Source organism: Salinivibrio sp. PR932 (genome assembly GCF_001996125.1).
GTDB lineage: Bacteria > Pseudomonadota > Gammaproteobacteria > Enterobacterales > Vibrionaceae > Salinivibrio > Salinivibrio proteolyticus.
In genome coordinates this window covers 1-24,384 of the sequence record NZ_MUFM01000044.1, presented here as the reverse complement: position 1 = coordinate 24,384, position 24,384 = coordinate 1, and the positions used below count along the sequence as shown (strand labels likewise).

General features: G+C 49.4%; 20 protein-coding genes and 1 pseudogene. 11 read left to right on the top strand and 10 right to left on the bottom strand.

From position 1 onward, the window contains the following. Positions 1 to 6 precede the first annotated feature (6 nt). The 5 genes from BZG84_RS14980 to BZG84_RS14960 form a co-directional block, all read right to left on the bottom strand. Positions 7 to 765 (bottom strand): MipA/OmpV family protein, encoded by a 759-nt coding sequence (locus tag BZG84_RS14980; protein ID WP_077678412.1) that lies wholly within the window; start codon positions 763 to 765, stop codon positions 7 to 9. Positions 766 to 840: 75 nt separating this feature from the next. Continuing rightward, the gene (locus BZG84_RS14975) at positions 841 to 2,130 is read right to left on the bottom strand and encodes a sensor histidine kinase (RefSeq protein WP_077678411.1); all 1,290 of its coding nucleotides are present in this window, start codon (positions 2,128 to 2,130) and stop codon (positions 841 to 843) included. After that, entirely contained in the window at positions 2,127 to 2,801 is a 675-nt protein-coding gene (locus BZG84_RS14970; protein WP_077607363.1) for a response regulator transcription factor, read from the bottom strand. The genes BZG84_RS14975 and BZG84_RS14970 overlap by 4 nt, the downstream gene beginning before the upstream one ends. 104 nt (positions 2,802 to 2,905) lie before the next feature. Then, entirely contained in the window at positions 2,906 to 3,862 is a 957-nt protein-coding gene (locus tag BZG84_RS14965) for an ABC transporter substrate-binding protein (protein ID WP_077678410.1), read from the bottom strand. A 241-nt stretch (positions 3,863 to 4,103) separates the two neighbouring features. Then, entirely contained in the window at positions 4,104 to 4,790 is a 687-nt protein-coding gene (locus tag BZG84_RS14960) for a type 1 glutamine amidotransferase domain-containing protein (RefSeq protein ID WP_077678409.1), read from the bottom strand. A gap of 246 nt (positions 4,791 to 5,036) precedes the next feature. Here BZG84_RS14960 and BZG84_RS14955 point away from each other — a divergent pair, with 246 nt between their 5' ends. The 7 genes from BZG84_RS14955 (at position 5,037) to BZG84_RS14925 (ending at position 14,096) form a co-directional block, all read left to right on the top strand. Continuing rightward, complete coding sequence (locus tag BZG84_RS14955) at positions 5,037 to 5,567, top strand: copper resistance protein NlpE (RefSeq protein WP_077482114.1); 531 nt, start codon at positions 5,037 to 5,039, stop codon at positions 5,565 to 5,567. A gap of 475 nt (positions 5,568 to 6,042) precedes the next feature. Then, the gene (gene doeA / locus BZG84_RS14950) at positions 6,043 to 7,230 is read left to right on the top strand and encodes an ectoine hydrolase DoeA (protein ID WP_069587855.1); all 1,188 of its coding nucleotides are present in this window, start codon (positions 6,043 to 6,045) and stop codon (positions 7,228 to 7,230) included. 158 nt (positions 7,231 to 7,388) lie between these two features. Beyond that, positions 7,389 to 8,384 (top strand): N(2)-acetyl-L-2,4-diaminobutanoate deacetylase DoeB, encoded by a 996-nt coding sequence (gene doeB / locus BZG84_RS14945; RefSeq protein WP_069587857.1) that lies wholly within the window; start codon positions 7,389 to 7,391, stop codon positions 8,382 to 8,384. Positions 8,385 to 8,394: 10 nt separating this feature from the next. Continuing rightward, a complete protein-coding gene (locus BZG84_RS14940; protein ID WP_077480488.1) occupies positions 8,395 to 8,886 on the top strand; it encodes an Lrp/AsnC family transcriptional regulator in 492 nt (163 codons plus the stop codon). A 189-nt stretch (positions 8,887 to 9,075) separates the two neighbouring features. Next, positions 9,076 to 10,845 carry a PKD domain-containing protein gene (locus BZG84_RS14935; RefSeq protein ID WP_131826274.1) on the top strand — a complete coding sequence of 590 codons (1,770 nt, stop codon included), beginning with the start codon at positions 9,076 to 9,078 and terminating at the stop codon, positions 10,843 to 10,845. Positions 10,846 to 11,100: 255 nt separating this feature from the next. Next, positions 11,101 to 12,660 (top strand): NAD-dependent succinate-semialdehyde dehydrogenase, encoded by a 1,560-nt coding sequence (locus BZG84_RS14930; protein WP_077678408.1) that lies wholly within the window; start codon positions 11,101 to 11,103, stop codon positions 12,658 to 12,660. A gap of 32 nt (positions 12,661 to 12,692) precedes the next feature. Continuing rightward, positions 12,693 to 14,096: an aspartate aminotransferase family protein gene (locus BZG84_RS14925; protein ID WP_077676137.1), complete on the top strand. Its 1,404-nt coding sequence runs from the start codon at positions 12,693 to 12,695 to the stop codon at positions 14,094 to 14,096. Positions 14,097 to 14,169: 73 nt separating this feature from the next. On the opposite strand, the gene BZG84_RS14920 is transcribed toward BZG84_RS14925, so the two are convergent. The 3 genes from BZG84_RS14920 to BZG84_RS14910 form a co-directional block, all read right to left on the bottom strand. Then, entirely contained in the window at positions 14,170 to 15,714 is a 1,545-nt protein-coding gene (locus BZG84_RS14920) for a BCCT family transporter (RefSeq protein ID WP_069587865.1), read from the bottom strand. 174 nt (positions 15,715 to 15,888) lie between these two features. Then, positions 15,889 to 16,320, bottom strand: coding sequence for a hypothetical protein (locus BZG84_RS14915; RefSeq protein ID WP_077480495.1), 432 nt, complete (start codon positions 16,318 to 16,320; stop codon positions 15,889 to 15,891). Positions 16,321 to 16,508: 188 nt separating this feature from the next. Beyond that, positions 16,509 to 16,808: a DUF6916 family protein gene (locus tag BZG84_RS14910; RefSeq protein ID WP_077678407.1), complete on the bottom strand. Its 300-nt coding sequence runs from the start codon at positions 16,806 to 16,808 to the stop codon at positions 16,509 to 16,511. Positions 16,809 to 17,917: 1,109 nt separating this feature from the next. On the opposite strand from BZG84_RS14910, the gene BZG84_RS14905 reads away from it, so the two are divergent. The 3 genes from BZG84_RS14905 (at position 17,918) to BZG84_RS14895 (ending at position 20,965) form a co-directional block, all read left to right on the top strand. Further along, positions 17,918 to 18,523, top strand: a complete 606-nt coding sequence (locus BZG84_RS14905; RefSeq protein WP_077678406.1) for a TetR/AcrR family transcriptional regulator — start codon at positions 17,918 to 17,920, stop codon at positions 18,521 to 18,523. A gap of 191 nt (positions 18,524 to 18,714) precedes the next feature. Next, positions 18,715 to 19,872, top strand: coding sequence for an iron-containing alcohol dehydrogenase (locus tag BZG84_RS14900; protein ID WP_077678405.1), 1,158 nt, complete (start codon positions 18,715 to 18,717; stop codon positions 19,870 to 19,872). A 70-nt stretch (positions 19,873 to 19,942) separates the two neighbouring features. Next, entirely contained in the window at positions 19,943 to 20,965 is a 1,023-nt protein-coding gene (locus BZG84_RS14895; RefSeq protein WP_077676141.1) for an NADP-dependent oxidoreductase, read from the top strand. A gap of 88 nt (positions 20,966 to 21,053) precedes the next feature. Here the strand turns inward: BZG84_RS14895 and BZG84_RS14890 are convergent, their stop codons facing one another. Next, positions 21,054 to 21,491, bottom strand: a complete 438-nt coding sequence (locus tag BZG84_RS14890) for a DUF6404 family protein (protein WP_131826273.1) — start codon at positions 21,489 to 21,491, stop codon at positions 21,054 to 21,056. A gap of 294 nt (positions 21,492 to 21,785) precedes the next feature. On the opposite strand from BZG84_RS14890, the gene BZG84_RS14885 reads away from it, so the two are divergent. Further along, complete coding sequence (locus BZG84_RS14885; RefSeq protein WP_198536746.1) at positions 21,786 to 23,765, top strand: ATP-binding protein; 1,980 nt, start codon at positions 21,786 to 21,788, stop codon at positions 23,763 to 23,765. 22 nt (positions 23,766 to 23,787) lie between these two features. On the opposite strand, the pseudogene BZG84_RS14880 reads toward BZG84_RS14885, so the two are convergent. Further along, a pseudogene (locus BZG84_RS14880) lies at positions 23,788 to 24,384 on the bottom strand (TrmB family transcriptional regulator sugar-binding domain-containing protein); the annotation flags it as partial.

The following is a 24,384-nucleotide window of genomic DNA, read 5'->3' as shown; positions in this document are numbered from 1 at the left end:
TTACCGCTAAAAGGTGTATAAATAGCCGGTATTGAACGCCCTCAAATCGTCTCTATCAACAATCGGGCTGTCTGACACTTCATCGCCATAGTGGCGATAGCTCACCCCCAACAAAAGATGATGCGCGCGGCCAAGCCTGTAATAGAGATTAAGGTCGGATTGGAATTTGCAGGTTTGATCAGGTTGATAAGTAGGTCGGCCAGCTTTGGCGTCTTGGGATGACACACCGACATAATAACGACTCACCGCGCGACCCACACAAGTCAGTGACACTTGAGGATCAAGCACCCACTGGCCTTGTTCCATCGGCGCGCCATAGCGGCCCACCACCGCGCCACTGTTATGATTATCCGAGATATCATGATGGTAGCCGAGCTCAAAATAGCCCACCGACGTTATCCAGCCGGTGGTTAGATTAGCGGTATACACCGTATCGAGACTTTTCATATCTTTGAGGGTTTTGCTGTCACCGCGGGCGTGATCGCCAAACACATCGTCGCCCACGCCCGCCGACACATACCAGCTGTCGCCCTCGGCGAGATACACACCTAGGGTATCGTTGCGATAAAAAATCCCCTCCCATTGCGCCTCAACCACCAGCTCAATGTCTTGGTCATCTTCACCACCGAGATATATCGATGGCTCCGTATAGCCGACCAGGCCGACGGTCAGATAATTATCCGCGAACATACTGTCGGTTTGCGCATGCCCGGCTAAGGGCACCAAGGTCAAAACGAAACAGATAAGTGTGACAAATGGCTTCACCGGCGATTCTCCATAATGGCGAAATAGTAACTGAGAGTTCGCCCTTATCTTGAAACAACCGGTATTAAGAAAACCTTAAGACTCTCCCGTCATTTTGTGCGCGGCTTCCCAATTGATAACCGCCCTCGCCATCTGAGCGTCACACTGAAATTCAAAATGCCAGTTGAGCTGTCCGGAAATGCGCTCAACAAGCTGCAGGCCTAGACCAAATCCGATCTGATTCTCATCCACGTCTGAATCAATAGGGTTAGCAATCGAAAACTGCCCGTTGGTGATCTTAATCTCAATCGCGCCGGGCGCACTGTAGGTGAGCGCATTGCGAATCAGGTTTGTACTCGCAATACGAAACAATTCCCTCTCAATAGAAATAGGATCACTGTGATTATCGATATGGACAGTCACTGGCTTATGCGCTGCAAGATACGCCAGCTCATCCACCAAGGTTGCGCAAAGCGAGCCAAGGTCGACCTTTGATTGGCGAACCTTATCTGGATGTTGCCGTGCCAACCAAAGCAGTGATTCAGACAGTGCCATCATATTGGCGTTGGCACGCGAGGCACGCTGCAAGGCTGGATAACTGGCATCCTTGTCATCGATGCGCAGTGACAGAGTATCCAAGGATGCCTGCATAATCGCCAACGGCGTACGCAGTTCATGGCTGGCATGCTTTAAGAACTGCTGCTCCCGTTGGTTATGCTCACGCACCTGTTGCAGCGAGGCCATCAAGTGATCGGCGATTTGGTTAACTTCTCGTACCGAAAAGCGCACATCGATAGCTTGATCAGGGTGTGTTTTTACCTGCGCCGACCATGCCACCAACTCTTTGAGTGGCTTCAATGCATTGTTAAACAAAAGCCCAATCACGGTGACAAGCACCAGCATAAAAGCGGCAATTAACACACTGGCATCGGCCAAAGAGCGCTCGACAATCATGGCAGCTAATGCTTCGATTTTTTCTGCCGCTTCAAACTCGATCAGGTATAGCCCTTGCGATAGGTGCTGATCGGAGTACAACAAATAACCATACTCACGCGCGCCACTGTCATTGATGCGCTGAATTTCAATTGGATCATCCGGTTGTATCGGCTCTGAAGAGAATAAATCACGCACCGATGTCGGGATAGCCTGCCAATCTCGATACGCACTGACAGTGTCACTTTGGGGTAATGGGTAGTTAGGATCGGCGGCCAGCTTCTGCTCTAGTTTGATAGCATCGAGCCGCATGTAGTTTTTGCCTGCCTGACTGATTTGATAAAAGCTAAACACAGTGACAAGTGCCAACAACCCGATAAAGATCGCCACCGCCATGAACACCAGTTGGCGGCGCGATTGCGCGGCGAGGCTTCGAACAGGGCTTTGGCTCATACCGGCGCGGCCTCAGAAAGGGACAAACCAATGCCGACATGGGTGTGGATCAGCGTTTTAGCAAAGGGCTTATCAACCACTTTACGCAAATGGTGAAGGTGCACGTTAATGGTTCCTTGGCGCACATCATCGCTGGCCCAAATCGCCTCCTCAATATCGCTTTTGGACACCACAGTGGGTGAGCGGCGCGCGAGTAGCAACAGAATGTTCCAACCGATAGGGGTCAGCTTAAGCGGCGTATCACCGCGCGACGCGATATGCTCTTTGGGATAAATCGTCAGATCAGCGATGGTAATACACTCTCGCACCGGTTGATGACGCCGATGCAAGGCCTGTAAACGTGCGAGTAACAAGGGCATGGTGCAAGGTTTGACCACATAATCATCTACACCGGCGCGAAAGCCCTCAAGCTGGTCGGTGTCCGCGCCGCACGCGGTCAGCATTAACACCGGGGTATCGATACCCTGCTCACGCAGTTCGCGACAAACCGCCATCCCCTGAACGTTGGGCAGCATATTATCGAGTATCACACAATCAAACGTCTGCTGGCTGGCAAGCTGGATCCCCGTTTCGCCGTTATAAGCAAAATCACAGTCGATATTATGCAGCTCTAAGTATTCTGAAATCGCTAAGCTGAGGTCGTGGTCATCTTCAATGATGAGTATTTTCATGTTAGGTGGTGAGCCATTAACGGATAAACACTTTTATCATCCTAGTTAATCGCGTACCAATTCTCACCACCTTATTGATTTTTCGCGGACAAGATTAGTCTATGCTACTCACTCAACAGGCAATGCTCAGGTACCTCCATTCGCCAACGAGCAAACTCAGACAGGCTACAAACGTGTTTACCCTGTCCGCCATACACTAACGGTAAGTAGAGCGCTGACTCGCCAGCAATGATACGATTAACATAGCTAACTGCTCGCATCCCTTGCTCTGGACCAGAGACCACCAAACCACCCGCAGCTCGCCCCTTTCCGACGGTAAAGTCCCAAAATCCAAACAGAGGTTTAGGAGCATTTAGATTCGTCCATTGCATCACTTCTTTTTCGGAAACGGGCTGATTGTTATCTTTAACCCTTTGGTAGAGTCCTAAAAAGATCGCATCATAGCTGCTTGAAGATAAAACTTCTTCCTTCCAACCTGAAAATGTATCGTGATGAACAATGTCTAACATAATCTTCCCATGAAAATGCTTGCAAGACTCTCTTAAGTCTTTTTCAATAATCTTAGCGGTCGCCCCTCCATCCAACATCACTTTAACTAAGAAAGGCTCTTTACCAATCACATGAGACATTTCAATTATATTTCTAACCAGAAGCGGGCGTTCTAATACACCAGTCACTCTTGCTAAGCCCGTATGATCCGAGAGTGCTTTTCGTGGATTTTTATTCACTCCCATAAAAACAATTGATATGTCTTGGTCTTGAAGCAATGGCATCATATAATCAAATGCATTGTCATCACTTAAAATGACAATGAGCGGCTTCACTTCATGATAAAATTCGAGTGCTTTCTGAGCTTGCTGAGCGTACAGACCCTCGTCGATACGTTTGGTATCAAGCTCAAATTGGTAAAGATTCGCTTTACTATCTAGTTGATTTTTTATCACAGCAGCAAAGCTGTTATCCCACTCATTTTCTTTATGATAGCTATGGACAAGTAATACATTTACCGCCACCGCTTGAGTGCTAAATAGAAACAAGAATATTGCTAATGCACGTATCATCTGGGCTCTCCTTGATAATTTCAAAAGAAGCTTATCACCCCCCNGCTTTATCTTTACACCCTATAAAAATAGCCCTAAGTTATTATTTCTACCCAAAAAATAACTCAATTTTTATCAATAAAAACAAAAAGTTATAAATTAATTTAGCCATACAGTCAGCCTTGATAGTTATACATTATGTTTTTGTTTTGTTAAAAAAGGCGCGTTATACGCGCCTTTTCAACCAATTAGTCTATGTATGTTATTTCAGCAACGCCAACACCGCATTGACGCACGCTTCAGACGACATCGGATTTTGCCCGGTGACTAAGTTGCCATCAGTAACCACATACGAGGTAAAGTCGTCCGCTTTCTCATAAAGACCGCCGTTTTCTTTGAGCATGTCTTCGACTAAAAATGGTACTACCTCGGTTAAGCCAACGGCAGCTTCTTCGCTATTGGTGAAACCAGTAACCCGTTTGCCTTTCACCAGTGGCTCGTCACGATCTGAACGCGTATGGCGGAACACGGCTGGGCCGTGGCATACCGCACCAACGGGTTTGCCCTGATAATAGAAGGTCTCAATCAGCTGACGAGATGTCGGATCTTCCGCCAAGTCCCACAATGGACCGTGCCCACCGGGATAGAAAATCGCATCATACTCATACGCATTCACATCGCTCAGCGTGACGGTGTTATTAACCATATCTTGCAACTCCGCATCGCCATCAAACCGACGTGTGGATTCCGATTGCGCATCTTCCGCTTCGCTGTTTGGGTCAATCGGCGCCGTTCCGCCTTTAGGGCTAGCGACCACAACGGTTGCCCCTGCATCTTTAAACGCGTAGTAAGGGGTGGTGAACTCTTCAAGCCAAAAGCCTGTCTTGTGCCCCGTCTCGCCCATGGCATCGTGAGATGTCAGCACCATCAAAATTTTGTGTTGTTGCATCATCGCTCCTTGTTGTTTGACGCGTTCATTGACCGCTTTGCTATTCGGCAACCTTGTTACTAACGAAGTAAATCCCAGTCTTGATCAGTTGACGGTTTCTTTACTTTCATCGAATAACATTGACTTAAGCCTAGCTTAACAATGACACCACCCTCCTGTCTGCCGCTACAATGAGTACATCCATTAAGGGCAACGCCCTCATCACGTTTAAAGTAATCATGTATCGAACATGCAAAAGAGGTCATCATGAAAAAGGCATTTGTACTAGCACCACTCGCTCTTGTCGCTGTTTTAGTGGGCTGTGAGCAACAGGCCAATGACAAACCTGCAACCGAGACGCAAGTTGAAAATGCGGTAGAAAATGTTCAAGCTGGCGCAGAGCAAGCGATGGATAGCGCCGAAAATGCAGTTGATGCAGCAGGCGATGCTGTCAACGAGATGGTTGATCACCACAATGCAAAACTATCACTGGATTGGAATGGCACGTATCAAGGTGTCGTCCCCTGTGCAGATTGTGAAGGTATCGAAACCAGCCTGACGCTGAATGACGATAACACCTATGTACTGACCAAAACCTATCTAGGTAAAGAAGGTGAGGCATTAAAAGAGGAAGGGACCTTCACTTGGGGCGACATGGGTACCATCGTCACCCTCCAAGGTCTAACCGACACGCCCAATCAGTTCTTCGTGGCAGAGAACCAAATCATCATGCTCGATATGAACGGTGAGCGTATCGACGGCGATTTAGCCGACATGTACGTGCTGAAAAAACAATAAGCACCATTTTAAGCACCCAATCAGCAGGTTGGGTGCTATTAGTGTAATCTGCTGCCTAAGACTGGTTCAGTGCTTTGAAAAGGCGCTGGGCCGGTTTCCACCTTATGGCCATACCCGCTTTTCGTTATTTTCTCTCCCTCCGCGTTTGCACTGTTAATAACAGTTGTCACATTAGTGACAAAATTGTTTCCAACAAAACTTGACGATATTTCACTCTATGGTGTAACTCTTAATTAGAGGCGAAACAAAACCTTATCCTGCTGTAGAAAGTAGTGCGCCATTGTCGATAATTTAGACAATGAAAATCATAGATGTACAGCTGTGCACACAAGCGAGCCTCCTCCGTTTGTTCGATAACAAGACCGAAAAACGGCACCTTTCTGTACCGGTAATCGCCTTTGATCCAAGTTCGATTACCGGTCAGTAGTACGTTTTAGTAGCGCCACAGTCGTGGTATTGGACAGGAGTCATGCGTATGAGCGACGTTGTATTGAAGTTTTCATACGAAGAATACAGCGCCCGTTTAGCGAAGGTTCGCTATGCGATGGAAGAGCATGAGATTGATACCTTGTTGGTCCATGATCCTTCTAACATGGCATGGTTAACAGGCTATGATGGCTGGTCGTTTTATGTGCCTCAATGTGTTGTGATCGGCGCGACAGGCGACCCTCTTTGGTTTGGTCGCATTCAAGACGCTAACGGTGCATTACGCACTGTCTACATGAGTGCAGAATGCATCACTTATTACCCTGACCACTACGTAATGAATCCCCCGCTCCACCCTATGGAGTACTTGTCTAACTATGTACTCGCTGAGCGTTACTGGGATCGCGGACGCATTGGTGTTGAGAAAGACAACTATTATTTCAGTGCCACCGCGTTTGAATCATTAAAAGAAAATCTCCCGATGGCAACCTTGGTCGATGCGACTGGGTTGGTCAACTGGTGTCGCGCGGTGAAATCCGATCAAGAACTCACCTATATGCACACCGCCGCCCGCATTGTAGAAAACATGCATCGTGTGGCCTTTGAAATGATTGAACCCGGTTTACCCAAACACCTACTGGTGGCCGAGATCAATAAGCATGCGGTAGTCGGTCATGACGGTCACTTCGGTGACTACTCAGCCATCGTCCCCATGCTACCCTCTGGTGGTGATGCCGCCGCCCCTCATCTCACGTGGGATGATCGTCCGTTTAAACGGGGAGAAGGCACCTTTTTTGAAATTGCCGGGGTGCATCGGCGTTATCATTGTCCGCTCTCTCGCACCATTTTCTTGGGCGAACCGGGCTATGAGTTCCTACGTGCAGATGAAGCCTTGCAAGCCGGTATTGAAGCTGGACTCGCCGTCGCCAAGCCCGGTAACACCTGTGGCGACATTGCCAACGCGCTCAATGATGCGTTGTTGCGCTATGGGTTTGACCGAGAAGGCGCACGGTGTGGATACCCGATTGGGCTGAGCTACCCACCTGACTGGGGCGAACGCACCATGAGCTTACGCCCCAGCGATCAAACCATTTTGCGTGAGGGAATGACGTTCCACTTTATGCCGGGATTGTGGATGAAAGATTGGGGGATGGAAACCACAGAGAGCATTGTGATCACCCGAGATGGTGCGCAAACACTGTGTGATTTGCCCCGTCAGCTTTTTATCAAGCATTAGCGGCATCTATCGATAAAATCAATCAGGGCACAGCCATTGTGCCCTTTTCTATTCAGCCAAGTGGGTATTTTTGGCTACACTGATAACGTAATGATTTAACATCAAACTTTACTGCGACAAGCCGTATAACATGCCAAGACACATCACAAGGAGAGGTTATGGAACCTACCGCGATTGAAGCCACCGTCGATTTCCATGCCGATGGCGTGCAACACGGCTTTCTTAAACTGCCTCACTCGCACGACCAGTCGGCTTGGGGCTGTGTCACCATTCCCATTACCGTGATCAAAAACGGCGAGGGAAAAACAGCACTGCTGACTGGCGGTAATCATGGGGATGAATATGAAGGGATCACGGCGCTGCTCAATACCTGCCATCAACTGATGCCAAGTGATATTAAAGGGAGAGTGATTATCTTACCCATGATGAACGCGCCGGCCGTGATGGCAGGCACACGCACGTCACCTTGGGATCAAGGCAATATGAATCGCGCGTTTCCCGGCTCCCCCACTGGCAGCGTCACCGAGCAGATCGCGGATTACTTCACTCGCTATTTGATCCCACAGTGTGATACGGCACTTGATATTCATTCGGGTGGAAAAACCTTAGATCTTATTCCCTATGCCGCGTCTCACCGTTTAGAAAATCTACAACAAGCGGAAGCTTGTGCAGAGGGCGCGCGCTTATTCGGTGCACCTTATCAGGTGCAAACCACCGAGATGGACGCCACCAGCATGTACGACACCGCAGTAGAGCAACAAGGCAAGATTTTCGTTACCACTGAGTTAGGTGGCGGTGGCACCAGCACACCGGAATCGATCGCAATCACCCAGCGTGGTATTCATAATTTCTTGGTCTTTTCTGGCGTATTGCAAGATGACTATCGTCATCCCCCTGTGCCTCCCATCGCACTGGAGTTGCCTGACAAGCATTGTTACGTCCAAAGTGAACATGCCGGCATCATTGAATTCTGTGTACACCTCGGCGATCCCATCAAGCGTGGTGATTTGATCGGTAAAGTACATAACATCGAACGGACAGGAACAGAGCCCGTCCCTTACTATGCCGAGCGTGATGGCATTTTGCTGGCTAAACGCCACCTCGGTCGTATTTACATGGGCGATACCTTTGCAGTAATTGCTGAGCCTGTTTAGCGGAGGCGCCATGAAGTTGGACAAATTTGATATAAAAATCCTTCAAATCCTCCAGAAAGATGGAAGGATCACCAAATCTAACCTTGCCCAAGCGATTAATTTATCAGTCAGCCCTTGTTGGGAACGCGTCAAACGCCTTGAGCAAGCAGGGATCATTGAAGGTTATGGCGCACGAATTAACCCTGATGCGGTGGTGAAGTTAAATACCGTGTTAGTGGAAATCACGCTTGGTCAGCACGATGTCGACAGCTTTCAACGCTTTGAGCGCGCCATGCAAGCCTGTGAAGATGTAAAAGAGTGCTGGGCCACAGGCGGGGGGATAGACTACATCGTTCGGCTTGGCGTGACCGATATTGACTACTACCAACGGCTTATCGACAACTGGTTGACTGACAACTTAGGCATAAAACAGTACTACACCTATATCGTCACCAAGCAAGTCAAACGCCCTGCATTGACATTACCACTCGAAACACCCGATATCGCCGCCAACAACTATTGATAAATGTATAATTTATTGAGATTTCCGAACTAACATGTAACTTTTTAGCAACATAAAAGCAACTGTTTCATGATTACTTGATAAGTCTATCATTCTAGACATAGCGATTACACGACTGACGTCAGCTTAACTAGCCTCTATCGGGAAGACATTGATGTCTTACTCACTCACTGTAGATAGAGGATAATAATGAATAAGTCAGTTATGCTATCCGTCAGCGTTGCGCTTCTTAGCGTCATGGCGCTCCCCGTATCAGCGGCAGACACACTTCCAACTCCCGCTCCCATTAACATCGCAAGCCAGTACAGTCTCCAAGCCGATTTAGCGCCTCCAAAAACATTTCGTGCTACAGCTCTCGGTGAAACGTATCAAAACAGCATAAAAATACATCAAGCAGACGCCGCCTTCGTCAAGGTACACTTCGCACAGTTTTCACTGCCTGATGGCGCTTATGTCGATGTGACAAGCGCCGATGGGACTGAGAGCTACCGCTATAGCAATCAAGCCAATGGCAAGCGCACATTTAATCCCACTCAGGGTGACGACGGTGTGACACAGTTTTCGGCCATGTCGGTCCACGGCGACACCGCAATTGTGACGCTCGTCCTTCCCACAGGTACCCAATGGCAACCTCAGCATGCGCTGAGTGTCGATCGTTACCAAGCGGGTGATCCGGAAAATCTGATGGCGGCAGCTCAAGACGTAGGAACGCTATCTACGTGCGGAATCAACGAGCGTAAAGATGTGGCATGTTGGCAAGATAGCCATCCAGAGGAGTATGAGCGCAGTCGCCCTGTCGCACGCTTGCTTATGAATGGTAGTAGCCTGTGTACTGGCTGGCGCGTAGGACCAGATAATCACATGTTCACCAACAATCACTGTGTTGAAAGCCAGTCTGAGCTGACGAGCACGGAAATATGGTTTAATTATCAGCGTCCAAGTTGTGGCAGCGGCACCATCAATGACATCGTTAAAGTCACCGGGGATCAGCTACTCAAAACCGATTATACCCTCGACTACACCCTGTTCAGTGTCAATGACTTCGCACGAATTGCTCAGTTTGGTTATATGGGCCTTGATGTACGCATGCCACAAGTTGGCGAAACCATCTTTATTCCTCAGCACGGCGCCGGAAACCCGAAAGAACTTGCCATTGAAAGTGACCAAAACAATGGTGGGATTTGCCAGATTGATGTCGCAGCGACCAATGGCCGAGGCACAAATACAGATGCGGGTTACTTCTGTGACACCACAGGCGGTTCATCAGGTTCTCCGGTGCTGGCAAGCAGCAGCCGCAACGTGATAGCCCTCCACCACTTCGGTGGCTGTGAGAACCAAGGGGTACGGATTGATAAAATCTGGCCGCAAGTCGCCGGTGAGTTTAATAATGTCCCGCCACAAGGGGATCATCAAGCCGGTGGCGCGCCTATGGCGGTCTTCAACGGTCAATGTACTGTGCTTGGTTGTGAGTTTGATGCCAGCGGCGCAAGCGATACAGACGGACAAATCGTGAGCTATCAATGGGATTTCGGTGATGGTTATCAAGGCACCGGTATGACAGCGTCGCATCAGTACGGCGCCGCGGGCACCTATTCCGTCACTCTCACCGTAACCGACGATCAAGGCCTCACCAGCTCTGCGAGTAAAAACTTCACGGTGGGTAGTGACAATGACTACCCTAAAACTGATCTGAGTGGTGATCGAAGCAGTTGGCAATACTTCTTATACACTGCACCGCAAGCGGGCACTGCCACCATTCGTATATATGGCGGAACCGGCGATGCGGATTTATACGTTGAAAAGGGCACCAAGCCAGATCTCAACCAGTTTAGCTGTCGCCCTTACACCAGTGGTAATAATGAAACCTGCAGCCTTGATGTCAACGCGGGCGATGAGGTATTTATGGGCATTCGGGGATATCGGCCCTTTAGCGGCGTCACCCTCGATGTAAACCAATAATCACTGTTTAGTTGGGCGCACCCTGCGGTTGGTGCGCCTAATTTTTCAAATACCGACACCTTATATATCGCCATTTATCGCGCTCAATCGGTGTTTTTGTTATCACCAGAAAATTTTCTTCTGCCTTTCCCTCGTTTCAGAAAAAATTTTGCCGATCGCCAGTTCTAACAGAAAACCTGTCGCGTGCACTTTGCATACAGTGAATGTAGGCAAGCGCTGATAGGCAGCGTCGCTGCTTTACGATGAGGAGGGAGTATGACCGTATTCCAATCACGCGATCTTAACTACACAGGTACCGCCGCAAATGCTCTGCGTCACGACGTGGCCGGTAAAGCAAGTTCAGATGTACTCGCGTATCTCGACGATCAGCGTTTATTTCGACAGCTCGCCTACTGCAATGGCAAGTGGGTGAATGGCGACGCCGATACGCCCGTGTTGAATCCAGCCACGGGAGAAATTCTGGGCTATACCGCCTCACTGAGCGCTGCACAAGTCAATCAAGCCATAGACGATGCGCAAGCGGCATTTCATCTGTGGCGTGCGGAGTCGGCCGAAACCCGCGCGGAACGCTTAATGCAATGGCATGACTTAGTGATGGATAACCAACACGATCTCGCGCATTTGATGGTGCTCGAGCAAGGCAAAACACTTCGCGAAGCCGAAGGCGAAATTGCCTATGGTGCATCTTTTATACGTTGGTTTGCTGAAGAAGCGAAACGTGCCTACGGCGACACTATGCCAAGCCATATTCCTAACGCTCACCTTGCGACCTTGCGTGAACCCATTGGCGTTGCCGCTTTGATCACCCCGTGGAATTTTCCCAGCGCAATGATCACGCGCAAAGCGGCAGCAGCACTCGCTATTGGCTGCAGCGTGATCGTTAAACCTGCGGAAGAAACGCCCTTCTCCGCCCTCGCATTGGCCGAGCTTGCGGAACGCGCAGGGATCCCAGCCGGTGTCTTTAATGTGATCATGGGTGATGCCCCCATGGTTTCAACTCAGCTGTGTCAAAGTGACAAAGTCAAAGCGATGAGCTTTACCGGCTCAACCCGTGTCGGCCGTCTGCTGCTCGAGCAAAGTGCTCACACTGTGAAAAAATGCGCCATGGAGCTTGGCGGTAATGCGCCCTTTATCGTCCTGCCAGACATGGATATTCAGCAAGCGGCACGTGCCGCCATCGATGCGAAATTTCAAACCTCAGGACAAGACTGCCTCGCCGCGAACAAAATCTTGGTGCCAAGTGACAAGTACCAAGCCTTTGTGGATGCCTTTGCGGCATTAATGGACGAACTTGAAGTGGGTAACGGCTTGTTGCCCAGTACCGATATTGGCCCATTGATTTCCTCTCGCGCGGTGGATAAGGCGCAAGCCTTAGTGGATGACGCCATCGCCAAAGGCGCCACCGTGGTTGGCGGCAAGCTTAACCCAAATCTCGGCGAAAACTTCTTTGCACCCACCCTGGTCACCAAAGTGACACCCGATATGTTGGTGTATCAAGAAGAAACCTTTTGCCCTGTGGCCGTGGTCATTGCCTATGATGATCTCGATCAGGCCATTGCCATGGGCAATGACACTGAATACGGCTTAGCCGCCTATGTCTACGGTAATGATATTCGTGATATTTGGCGCTGTCTGCGCGGTCTTGAAGTCGGCATGGTCAGCGTTAATTCAGTAAAGATGACCGGACATCCTATTCCCTTTGGCGGTGTCAAACAATCAGGCTTAGGCCGTGAAGGGAGCCGTTACGGTATCGACGAGTTTAGTGAAATTAAATACTACTGTTTGGGTGGCCTGCCCACCGTGAGCGGCAGCTAATTGAGGTTTGCGTAAGGATAAGGAGACTGATCATGCGTCCAGAAACGAAAGCTTTGTTGGAAAAAGACAGAAATACCGTCTTCCACGCATCAACACACTTGAAGCAGTACGCCCACGGCGAAATGCCTGGCCGAGTGATTGAGACAGGTAAAGGGATTCGCATCACCGATTCAGAAGGTATTGAGCTGATTGACGGGTTTGCGGGCTTGTATTGCGTGAACATTGGCTATGGCCGAGAAGAAATGGCCGATGCCATTTATGAGCAAGCCAAAAAGCTCGCTTACTATCACACCTATGTGGGCCACACCAACGAAGCACTGGTGACCTTGTCTGAGCGACTCATCAAGATGGCGCCAGGCATGAGCAAGGTGTATTACGGGATGTCAGGCAGTGACGCCAATGAATCGCAAATCAAGCTGGTGTGGTACTACAACAACGCTCGCGGCAAACCCGAGAAAAAGAAAATCATTTCTCGCGATCGCGGCTATCACGGCTCCAGTATCGCATCCGGGTCGTTAACAGGGCTTCCTTTGTTCCATGCGCATTTTGATTTGCCCATAGAGCGTATCAAGCACACCATGGCACCCTACTATTATCGTCGTGAAGACAGCGGCATGACAGAGCCTGAGTTTGCACAACATTGTGCCGATGAACTCGAGAAAATGATCCTTGCGGAAGGCCCTGATACCGTCGCCGCGATGATTGCCGAACCCGTGCTTGGCACCGGAGGGATCGTACCGCCACCAGAAGGTTACTGGACCGCGATTCGCAAGGTCCTAGATAAGTACGACGTTCTGCTGATCGCCGACGAAGTGGTGTGTGGCTTTGGCCGTATTGGCAGTGACTTTGGCTCGATTTACTATGATATGAAACCTGATCTGATCACCGTAGCCAAAGGCTTAACCTCCGCTTATCAACCCCTATCTGGGGTGATGATCGGTCACAAGGTGTGGGATGTGCTGGAAGACGGTACCGATGCATGGGGAGCCATTGGTCACGGGTACACCTACTCTGGGCATCCACTGGGCGCGGCCGCCGCGCTATGTAACTTAGACATCATCGAGCGCGAAAACCTTACCCAAAATGCTGCAACCACGGGTGAGTACCTGCAAATGAAGATGCAAGCCGCTTTTGCGGACCACCCATTGATTGGCGATAGCCGCGGAATTGGTTTGCTCCATGCGCTCGAATTCTCGCCCGATCGCGCTAATCGTAGCCACTTTGATCCCAACCTGAAAGTGGGACCACAAGTTGCTGCCGCGTGCTTGGAGCAAGGCTTAATTGCCCGTGCGATGCCACACGGCGATATTCTCGGCTTTGCGCCACCTTTAGTGGTGACACCCAACGAAGTCGATGAAATTGTCGCCAAAGCAAAAGTCGCGGTCGATAAAGTGATGGATAAACTGGTCACTAGCGGACAATGGCAACCGAAGTAACAGAGCATCACCACTGCTAAACGCAAAAAAGCGCCGATAATCGGCGCTTTTTTATCGATGGCGTATCCCACGCTTAGCTTGCTGTCGCAGGCTCTAGCGCAAGATTCGCTTCTTTCTCTTTTTGCATTCGCATCACCGCGATTGGGCCGGTAATGAAAGTAAACGCAATCAAGAAAGAGACAGGCACAGCTGTGATCACAATGAACGACTGCAACGCATTCAAGCCGCCTTCACCGGCCAGCAAGAGCACTCCGGCTACCACGCCCATGACAATCGCCCAGAATAGGCGATGCGCGCGTGTCGGTTGATTGTCACCAGAGACAGCCATCGCAATGGAATACGCCATGGAGTCACCTGTGGTCGCCACAAAGGTGGTGGTCAACAGCATAAAGGCTGGGATCAATACCACGCTGTACGGCAATTGTGATAGCGACGCAATCAAGATCGCCGGCAAACCCGCGTCCGCCATCGGACCGGAAATGCTGCCCGGAGACTGCAACTCATAGAAAATACCCGTACCACCCAGTACTGAGAACCAGAAGTTAGTCGCAATCGGTGCACAAATCGCAACGGCAAAGATCAGTTCACGAATAGAACGGCCTTTCGAGATGCGTGCAATAAAGATGGCCATCATGGGTGCAAAACCAATGAACCAGCCCCAGAAGAACCAGGTCCACCATGCATTCCAGCTGCCGTTATCGGTGTTGAGTGCCAGCGTGTGCATGTTGTTAAGGTAATAGCTAAAGCCAGCACCAAACTGCTCAAAGATAAAGCCCGTTGGACCCAGTACGATCACAACAGCAAGCAGCACGGCCGCACCAATCACATTCATCCGGCTTAACCATTGCAGACCTTTATCCATTCCCGTAAAGGCGGAAATAGAGTAAATCGCCACGACCGCGGCCAAGATCAGCATTTGCATCGACATGGTGTTCTCGATACCGACAAAGCTTTCCAAGCTGTAACCCAACTGGGTGGCAAGGAAGCCAATCGGACCAATCGTGCCCGCCGCAACGGCAATGATAGAACACGCATCAATCACAGAGCCTAACCAGTGATTTTCTAGCTTGTCACCGAGCAGCGGATATAACAGCGCACGAGGACGCAGACGCACGCCTGCTTGGTGGTGGGCATACATCAGCACGATGGTCGCCAAGGTGCCCAACACTGCCCAAGCTAAAAAGCCCCAGTGGAAGAAGCTTTGGCTTAACGCAGGGGCGACCGTTTGCATCGCGCCGGCTTCCATCTCACCTAACGCCGGAGGAGGCGTCATAAAGTGGTAGATGGGTTCAGCCGCTGACCAAAAAACACCACCGCCCGCAAGCAGGGTACACATGATCATAGCAACCCAGCGGAAACGGCTCATTGAGACGGTATCGGTGGCGCCCAGTTTCAACTTACCAAATTTACTGCCGCCAATGGCTAGCGCCAGCACGAAATTGATCACCATCAGCCACTGCCACCAGTAACCAAAAAGGTTGGCAGATTCAGCAAACAGCGACTGAATCACAGTGGAAAAATGTTCGAGGTCAAACAGGGCAAAGGCAAGGAAGAGAGCGACAAAGCCGATAGTAAAGACGGCAACAAGTCGATCGTTATTTTGTGTAGATTTAAGCATTAGTTCGCTCACAAGGTGTGTGAGGGGCGGCACTCTATCAGTGTGGCGAACGAATGACCAGCATAAATTGCATCGAACACTAACGATAAAAACGTGACAGACATCACCTATTCAGCCGTGGTGCGGGCTGAATAGGTTTATGACACTTTTATTAACTGCGCAAAACTCGACCCGCTAAGCCGGCTCTTTGTCTGACGCCTTACGCGATGACTTGCCGGTTTCCAAGATCTTCTTATGCAGTGTCACTGCAGCACGATACAACTTGGGGTGAACCTGCGTATCGGTTTGCTTTGCGCGATTACACTTTGATATCACGGCTGCAGTAAGACAGGCTGCAACCTTGAGCTGTCCAAGTTGAAAGGCATAACTTGCGGTTTTAATCGCCATAAACACAGATTGGTCACTGTACTTATAATTGCGTGCCGCAAACTTTTCAAAGCGGAGAAAATCCTTGTGATAATTTTTTAAAATACGATTAACGTGGCGGTCGTAATAGTTCTTGTACTTGGCGTAACTGCCTTTGCGGTTACTGGCCATGATGTCCCGAACCCAGACAACTGACTGCAGTTGTTCTTTTTCGAATAAGCCACTCAGCCAGGCAAACATGCTACCTCCATACTGCTAGCTTAACGGCTCTATTCTACTTATTTCGTGCTACTAAGCTACGGGAAGGTGCAAATAACCCCTTGATTGGTCGTTATTTAATCAGTTTTGCGAGACGCAGTGAGTAATAGACGATTGAATAGTCGGGAAAGGAGGGCGCAAGGGACCCCTCTTGTTGGATGAACGATTCACTATGCGCGGGTGTTAATGGTGATCGTGTAGGTATCCTCTGCCGCCGGAAGCATATGCAAGATTTGCTCGCCCAAATCGGGATGCGAGAGCAAATAATTACCTTGTGGAAAGCGGGTATCCTCTGGGCCTTTCAACACTAAGCTAAAGTTTTCCACCAATTGATCATCAATGGTTTCACCGTTGTCCTCATGCTCATCAATACGGATTAGGGTCATCGCATATTCCGTGTCTGTGCCATCAATCAAGGTAATGGTTTGATCGATAAGCGCTTTAACGTGCTGACAAGATAGTACATTCATAACACCTCCCTGCGACCCTAGACAGGGTTCGTGAGTCTCTTTATCTATCTACCTGTAAATAAGGTTAGAATAAAAATTCGTCAATGCACAACAGCTTAGCAAATTTTCTGCACATTTATCGAGCAAGGCCTCTGTTCAAGACATTACCCCTTACCAAAAACACAAAAGGCAACCCCATGGTTGCCTTGTTGCTTACGGTTGGACAAATTAACTACGCGTTTTAACGCTACGTGCTTTATCCGTTTTAGATTTGTAGTAATACCACAAACGTCTACTTTTATTGTGCATCGAACACCTCTCCTATCAGATTAATGAACGATATTTATCGCTATGGTTTATTGCACTCGTTCAGCAATAGCACGAACAGTGCGGAACTTAATAAGCACTCGAGATGAGCGCTGAAGCGCGATGATTCAACTGTCAGCCCGAACACCTTTGTAGGGCATTGCACGTCTATGTAATGGGGAATGGACACACCGCCCCCTCAGTCATAAACGTAAAGTGTTGAAAATCACGTTATCTCTATTCTTATTACAAATACTTGCAGAAAGCAACCTTGTTCACGTTTGGTCAACAGAATAACTCACTGCGACGTTGCGGAAACCTTATCAGGAGAGGAAGTGTGCTTGCGACACAGTTGGGGGGACCTTTCGGCAACCCACAACAATAAAAAGCCGCTCAATCGAGCGGCTTCGCGGATGGATTCCTTTGTTGGTCGTTGGTCAATGAAACTTGTTGTTGCACTGCCCCGCTTGCTCACTATGTTGAGCGTCCTAACCGCATGGTCTTGTGTTCAAATGCCTGGCTGGCGGCAAACAAGGTGTCTTCATGGGTTCCTGACATCAACGGGGACTTAACTCTTTTTGGCGCGTCACTGCGCGCTGATCATTTACCAAATTGTGTGTCAGCTCAGCTGACATGTTGAGTAAAGCACAGTTTTGCTCCCGCGCCACTGCATGACGTTTAAACTGTGAACACTGTAATAAATCCGACATAAACTGGGATTTCGCACAGCATACCGGCCCAATTTATGCCACCGTTCGACACCAAAAGTAAAAAAGTTCCCTCACCGCTAGACGACCGGTCTAATCTTGATTATGCTAGTCGACATGAAATCGAGCAGCACTCATGAAACGACCAGTCATAACGCGACCCACCAGCACCTGTTGGAGACGGGCGTCAGCGTCATGGCACAATTTGGTTTTAGCGGCGTTGGCCTAAGCGCCATCCTCAAACAAGCGGGCGTACCCAAAGGGTCTTTTTATCACTACTTTGCGTCGAAAGAACAATTCGGCCAAGCCGTGTTAGACCACTATTTTGCTTGCTACATTGCGGATGTGAATCGCTTACTGACAGATAGCTCACTCTCTCCCATTGCACGTGTGCACAGCTACTTCAGTCGCTGGCAAGCACAATACTGTAGTTTGGATCCGGTGCAAACGTGTTTGGTCGTCAAGCTGAGTGCAGAAGTTGCGGACTTATCCGAGCCAATGCGGCTGGCACTGCGTGATGGCACCGATCAATTGATTGGTTGCTTGGCGACTACGCTCGCCCAAGCCAGCGATCAGTTTAATAACCAAACGGCGCTGACCACCGCTACAACCTTATATCAACTTTGGCTCGGCGCCAGCTTACTGACCAAGCTGCACCGTAACGACAGTCATCTCGCGCAAGCGATGACCATCACTGAAGAAAAGCTCGGGCTGATCGATTAATCCTGAAGTGCTCTATACAGCACGTCAGTAACCAACAACTGAACATTGATGCGTGGCGGTAACACAAGTTACCAACCCACCATCAACCCGAAACCCGCCAAGGCGGGTTTTTAACCGGCATTAACTAGACGACCGGTCTAATTTAAATAAACGCTTGATACCATCAAGCACAATAAAAGGAAGGATGAGCAATGAACAACTTTGAGTTCTACAATCCCACACGTATCGTTTTTGGTGAAGGTAAGATTGCCGAGCTGGATCGGCTCATCCCGGCCGATGCCAAAGTACTCGTGTTATTCGGCGGCCAAAGTGCACGGAAAACAGGCACCTTGGATGAAGTAGAACAAGCATTGGGTCAGCGTCAGTTTGGCCTGTTTGGTGGTATTGAACCCAACCCACGCTATGAAACCTTGATGAAAGCGGTTGAGAAAGTAAGAGCTGAAGGCTATGACTACCTTCTCGCCGTGGGCGGTGGCTCAGTGATCGATGGCACCAAATTCGTTGCCGCAGCCGCAAAATACGACGGCGACGCATGGGATATCCTCACCAGTATGGGAGGCAAAGTAGAAGCCGCATTGCCATTTGGCACCGTGCTCACCTTACCTGCTACCGGCTCTGAGATGAACAAAGGCTCGGTAGTGACTCGCGAGTCAATGCAAGCAAAACTACCGTTTATGAGCGAGCTAGTCTTCCCGCAGTTCTCGGTATTGGATCCGGTGAAAACCTATACTTTACCGATTCGCCAAGTCGGTAACGGCGTGGTCGATGCGTTTGTTCACGTGGTGGAACAATACCTGACCTACCCAGCCAATGCGCCGGTACAAGACCGATTCGCCGAAGGCCTATTACAAACCCTCGTCGAGCTTGGCCCACAAGCGCTGGAAACACCAGAAGACTACAACGTGCGTGCCAGCCTAATGTGGACAGCCACCCTGGCGCTTAACGGCTTGATTGGCGTGGGTGTACCTCAAGACTGGTCAACCCATATGCTCGGTCACGAACTGACCGCTCTACATGGTTTGGATCACGCACAAACCCTTGCCGTGGTGCTGCCTGCAATGCTCAATGAGAAGTTTGAGCAAAAACAAGCCAAACTCGCACAATTTGCTGAACGTGTTTGGCATATTGACCAAGGCAGCGAAGCAGAAAAAGCGCAGCAAGCGATTGAGAAAACACGCGACTTTTTCGAGCGCATGAACGTGAAAACACGCATGCGGGATTACGATCTGGATGAAACCGCGATTGAGCCGTTGATTGAAAGTCTAACCCAACACGGTATGACCCAGCTCGGCGAACATGGCGATGTCACCCCGGACGTGTGTCGCCGCGTGCTGCAAGCCGCGCTTTAATCGCCGGTTTATTTCATGATGAGGCGTGCTAAGCCAGCCGCCTCTTTTCCCATCTTCAAGGGAGGAATCCATGTCAGCATTAACAAATCAACGTTTTGTTCTCGCATCGCGTCCGGTTGGCGCACCCACTGCCGAGAACTTTCGCTTAGAAGAAGTCGCCATTCCCGCACTGGGCAACAAGGATGTACTGATTGAAAACCATCACCTATCAATTGACCCTTACATGCGCGGTCGAATGAGTGATGCCAAATCGTACGCAGAGCCGGTAGCGATTGATGGCCTGATGGTCGGTGCCACCGTGGGTAAAGTGTTGGAATCTAACCACGCCGATTACCAGGCGGGTGATTGGGTATTGGCCTACAAAGGTTGGGAAACCCATTCTGTCGTCGATGGCGATACCCTGCTTAAACTTAACCCCGATCTCGCGCCGGTTTCATACGCGCTTGGGATCTTGGGGATGCCCGGCTTCACCGCCTACATGGGCTTATTAGATATCGGCCAGCCCAAAGAGGGCGATACCCTGGTAGTGGCTGCCGCAACCGGCCCCGTTGGTGCGACCGTCGCACAAATCGGTAAGCTGAAAGGCTGCCGCGTGGTAGCGATTGCCGGTGGTGAAGACAAATGCCAATACGCCCGTGAACACCTCAGTGTTGATGCCTGTATCGATCACAAAGCCGATAACTTTGCCGAGCAGCTTGCCAAAGCCTGCCCACAAGGCATTGATGTGTACTTTGAAAACGTCGGCGGCAAGGTATTTGATGCGGTGATGCCACTGCTTAACACCGGCGCACGCATTCCCGTGTGCGGCTTGGTATCACAATACAACAACACCGCCCTGCCAGAAGGCCCAGATCGCCTTTCACAACTGATGGGCACCATCTTGGTTAAGCGCCTAACCGTGAAAGGTTTCATCATTTTTGATGACTACGCACACCGTTATCCTGAGTTCGCTCACGACATGGCCAAATGGGTCGGCGAAGGCCAAATCCATTATCGTGAACACGCGGTGGATGGCTTTGAGCAAGCGCCGCAAGCACTGATTGATGTACTCGAAGGCCGCAACTTCGGCAAGATGGTGGTCAATATTAAATAGAGCTCACACGCTTTATTTCGTAATACCGAAAACCCTGCCTCCCCCTTAGCGATGGACAGCGAAGGGGGTTTTATTCAGACATGCGATCTTAAAGGTCTTGGCTCGCGAGTCCATGATGTTTTTGGCACCACTCTTCCCAACTTATCCTCCCCAGTCGATTATGAGCCCAAACCACTCTCAGTGCTCGAAACATCCCTAACAGCACACCATAAAAGGTTGAGGCAATAAGATAGGTCATTATGGTCCATTCTCCCGGTTTAACAATGGCGAACATGAGCCATAACCAAGCGCCCCACACATAACCTAAAACGAGGCCGTGATAAAAAAACACGCTCACCGGAGACTGAAAAACTAAGGGTTTCTCGGTGGGGAAGAGTAACCGAGAAATAGGATTAGTTGCCGTTTGAGTAAGCACGCGTGGAATACCCATCCTTAATAAATACAACTGAACAAACTCAACCTTTTGCACTACAGGTCCTTTATCTACAACTACCTGCACGCATAATAATACAAATTCTGTCTGCAAACGATTCTCAATTATCTTTAAGCGGTTTTAAATCAGCCAGATGGTCATCTATTCGTTCAGGTTATCGGCCACAATAGCTGGCCAACTTTATGGATACCTCATCGTTCCATCTAACATTCTCGTCATTTTATACCTGCTCACCCGTATCGTTACGTACGCCGTCCATCATCACAAAGCCTAAGCAGCCAACTACACTAAAGGGACGACTCGATTACCGTCAGCATGATTTGGCAGGGCTGGTCGCAGGTACTTGGTTTTTATCTGCGTCAGCTGAGAAAAGAGGATGTATCGACAATGGCCAAAACCGCTCTCATGATCCGTCATCAGATTACCCTCGGATTCGCATTGGTTCTGGTGTTGGCGCTACTGACTATTTTTGCGGTGCTCGAGTGGAAAGTAAAACCCGATCTGATTGAGCAGCGACAAGAGCGGATCAGCCTCAACCAATATGCATTAATCGACTTGCTCGATGCCAAGCTTGGACAGATCGAGCTTTTAACCAGTACGATCGCCTTAAAGGGCACCAACCTTCCCAAAAACGAAGCACTATTCCGCAGCCTCTTTCCCCCACTCTTTAACAATCATGGCGATCCTACCATTGCCGGTGGCGGGATCTGGCCGGAGCCCAACACCTTCACTCCCGGCGTAGAGCGGCGTAGCTTTTTTTGGGGCCGCACTGGACCCGAGATGGAATACTATGATGATTACAACGATCCTGATGGCAAGGGCTACCACAATGAAAGCTGGTACCTAGTAGGCAAACAGGCGCCTAACGATCGCTGCAGTTGGTCTAACGCTTATATTGACCCTTTTACCAAAGAGCCGATGATTACCTGTACCGTACCCATGAAAGAAAATGAGCGCTTTGTTGGGGTGGCAACGGTCGACATGAGACTGGATGGCATTGCCGACATACTGGCTCGGTATGGCAAAGAAAACGACGGCTATGTATTCGCTCTGGACGCCAATAGCAAGGCGATAAGCTTTCCCGAATCGGCAGTAACATTTAACCCTTATCGCAATACCCTGCGAACGGCTACCGAGTTAGAGCAGGAACTCCCTTGGCTCCAAGAAGCACTGCAAGCAAGTCAATCTCTCCAAGATAGCCAACTGATTACGATAGAGAACGATGGCGTGCTAAACGAAGCCGCCTACGTTCATATTATTAAATATCCTCAAGTCGATTGGGTGATTGGTCTCGTCGTGCCCAAAAGCAAAATGACCGCGGCGGCTGACAGCATGGGACTGTTCCTGATGTTTGCCATTGGCGGACTATTGCTCGTTGTGGGGATTATCGCCGCCATTACTGCCCGGAATCTACTGGATAAGATTCAGCAAACGACCACACAGATTTGGGAGTTGATAGACGGGGAAACCACTCAAGAGTTGACGGTCGACAACATGAACGAAGTAGGAGAGCTGCGCCATGCAGTGAATGCCTATGGTGATAAACTCAAGTCACTATTAACTCGCCTCGAAGCGATTCAAGATGAATTAGTGCAAAACGAGAAACTATCGTCCTTAGGGTCGCTCGTGGCTGGGGTTGCCCATGAACTGAACACCCCCATCGGCAACGCGCTGATGTCCTCTACCTCGATTCTGGGGGTGAAACAAGAATTTGTGCACAAGCTCGAAAAGCCCATTACCCGTGATGACCTCAACCAATTTCTTACTCACGTTGATGAAGGTACACGTATTATTGAGCGCAATATGGCGCGCGCCTCCGAGCTCATTCGTGCGTTTAAGCAGCTTGCCGTTGATCAAACCAGCGATCTGCGACGAGAATTCGACTTGCACCATCTGGTCAATGAAGTCCTATTATCGTTACGTCCTACGCTCCAACGTTTACCACACCAAATTGATGTCGATATTCCTGACAACATGCAGCTTAATAGCTATCCGGGGGCTCTCTCGCAAATATTGATCAACTTGATCAACAACGCACTCATTCACGCCTTTGCATCGAAAGAGCAAGGTCGTATTCAAATCTATGCCACACAATCATCAACCGATTTAGTGCACATCACCGTCCGTGATAATGGGGCAGGCATGAGCTATGACGTGAGAAAACGCATCTTTGATCCTTTCTTCACCACCCGCCTCGGCCAAGGCGGCTCGGGCCTTGGCCTACATATTACCTTCAACCTTGTCACCAGCGTACTTGGCGGCCGTATTGAGGTGAAAAGTGAGCCTGCGCGTGGGAGCTGCTTCACTATTACCCTACCGCTTAGCGCTCCCGAACGCGTCGCATCCAACAGTGAGGGCACGCCGTAAATTGCGCGTATGTTCGCGCTATTCAAATTTCATTCTCTAACCATTTTTTATTATCGACAACCATATCATTTTCTAATTCATGAATGGTTCCAATACGACAGCGTTTTTCGGGTTCGGATTTCTCATATTCAGTCAAGTAAATATCGCTATGTATGTGCTCAGAAATCATTTTTWCTAATAGCCGATTGTTTGAATAAAGACCCAATACTTCTGCTCGATGTGAAAACACCATCGCTTTTTTCATATCAACAACCAGCATAAACCGATGAGAGGGATAACGTTTCTCTTTCTCTTCTGAGCGTGAATAGTGCTCTATGCTAGGATGTGGCGTTGATAACTTATTAAACGAAAATACAATGACTCTAACGCCACGCTCTATCGCTTCAATCAATTCGTTTTCCAGTATTTCTAACGGAAAATCCGTGTTCAAATATACTTCGACCTGAGCCTGACTTAACACTTCTTTTGCTTTTTGAAGCAGATTTTCATATCCAGAAATATTATAAATAAACTCTTTTTCTTCATGAAGCATCATTCGCGAGAGTTCTTTCTTCAGAATGTGAATATTTTCTATCGTTTACTTTTCAATCTGACTCAATATCAGATCAGGAGACTTGGC

What these genes read in the sequence shown, in the direction of transcription:
- BZG84_RS14925 (WP_077676137.1), top strand. Translation starts at nt 12,693, where the DNA reads ATGCGTCCAGAAACGAAAGCTTTGTTGGAAAAAGACAGAAATACCGTC.
- BZG84_RS14940 (WP_077480488.1), top strand. Translation starts at nt 8,395, where the DNA reads ATGAAGTTGGACAAATTTGATATAAAAATCCTTCAAATCCTCCAGAAA.
- BZG84_RS14930 (WP_077678408.1), top strand. Translation starts at nt 11,101, where the DNA reads ATGACCGTATTCCAATCACGCGATCTTAACTACACAGGTACCGCCGCA.
- BZG84_RS14935 (WP_131826274.1), top strand. Translation starts at nt 9,076, where the DNA reads ATGAATAAGTCAGTTATGCTATCCGTCAGCGTTGCGCTTCTTAGCGTC.
- BZG84_RS14910 (WP_077678407.1), bottom strand. Translation starts at nt 16,808, where the DNA reads ATGAATGTACTATCTTGTCAGCACGTTAAAGCGCTTATCGATCAAACC.
- BZG84_RS14955 (WP_077482114.1), top strand. Translation starts at nt 5,037, where the DNA reads ATGAAAAAGGCATTTGTACTAGCACCACTCGCTCTTGTCGCTGTTTTA.
- BZG84_RS14960 (WP_077678409.1), bottom strand. Translation starts at nt 4,790, where the DNA reads ATGCAACAACACAAAATTTTGATGGTGCTGACATCTCACGATGCCATG.
- BZG84_RS14895 (WP_077676141.1), top strand. Translation starts at nt 19,943, where the DNA reads ATGTCAGCATTAACAAATCAACGTTTTGTTCTCGCATCGCGTCCGGTT.
- BZG84_RS14975 (WP_077678411.1), bottom strand. Translation starts at nt 2,130, where the DNA reads ATGAGCCAAAGCCCTGTTCGAAGCCTCGCCGCGCAATCGCGCCGCCAA.
- doeA (WP_069587855.1), top strand. Translation starts at nt 6,043, where the DNA reads ATGAGCGACGTTGTATTGAAGTTTTCATACGAAGAATACAGCGCCCGT.
- BZG84_RS14965 (WP_077678410.1), bottom strand. Translation starts at nt 3,862, where the DNA reads ATGATACGTGCATTAGCAATATTCTTGTTTCTATTTAGCACTCAAGCG.
- BZG84_RS14885 (WP_198536746.1), top strand. Translation starts at nt 21,786, where the DNA reads ATGGCCAAAACCGCTCTCATGATCCGTCATCAGATTACCCTCGGATTC.
- BZG84_RS14915 (WP_077480495.1), bottom strand. Translation starts at nt 16,320, where the DNA reads ATGTTTGCCTGGCTGAGTGGCTTATTCGAAAAAGAACAACTGCAGTCA.
- doeB (WP_069587857.1), top strand. Translation starts at nt 7,389, where the DNA reads ATGGAACCTACCGCGATTGAAGCCACCGTCGATTTCCATGCCGATGGC.
- BZG84_RS14920 (WP_069587865.1), bottom strand. Translation starts at nt 15,714, where the DNA reads ATGCTTAAATCTACACAAAATAACGATCGACTTGTTGCCGTCTTTACT.
- BZG84_RS14970 (WP_077607363.1), bottom strand. Translation starts at nt 2,801, where the DNA reads ATGAAAATACTCATCATTGAAGATGACCACGACCTCAGCTTAGCGATT.
- BZG84_RS14900 (WP_077678405.1), top strand. Translation starts at nt 18,715, where the DNA reads ATGAACAACTTTGAGTTCTACAATCCCACACGTATCGTTTTTGGTGAA.
- BZG84_RS14905 (WP_077678406.1), top strand. Translation starts at nt 17,918, where the DNA reads ATGAAATCGAGCAGCACTCATGAAACGACCAGTCATAACGCGACCCAC.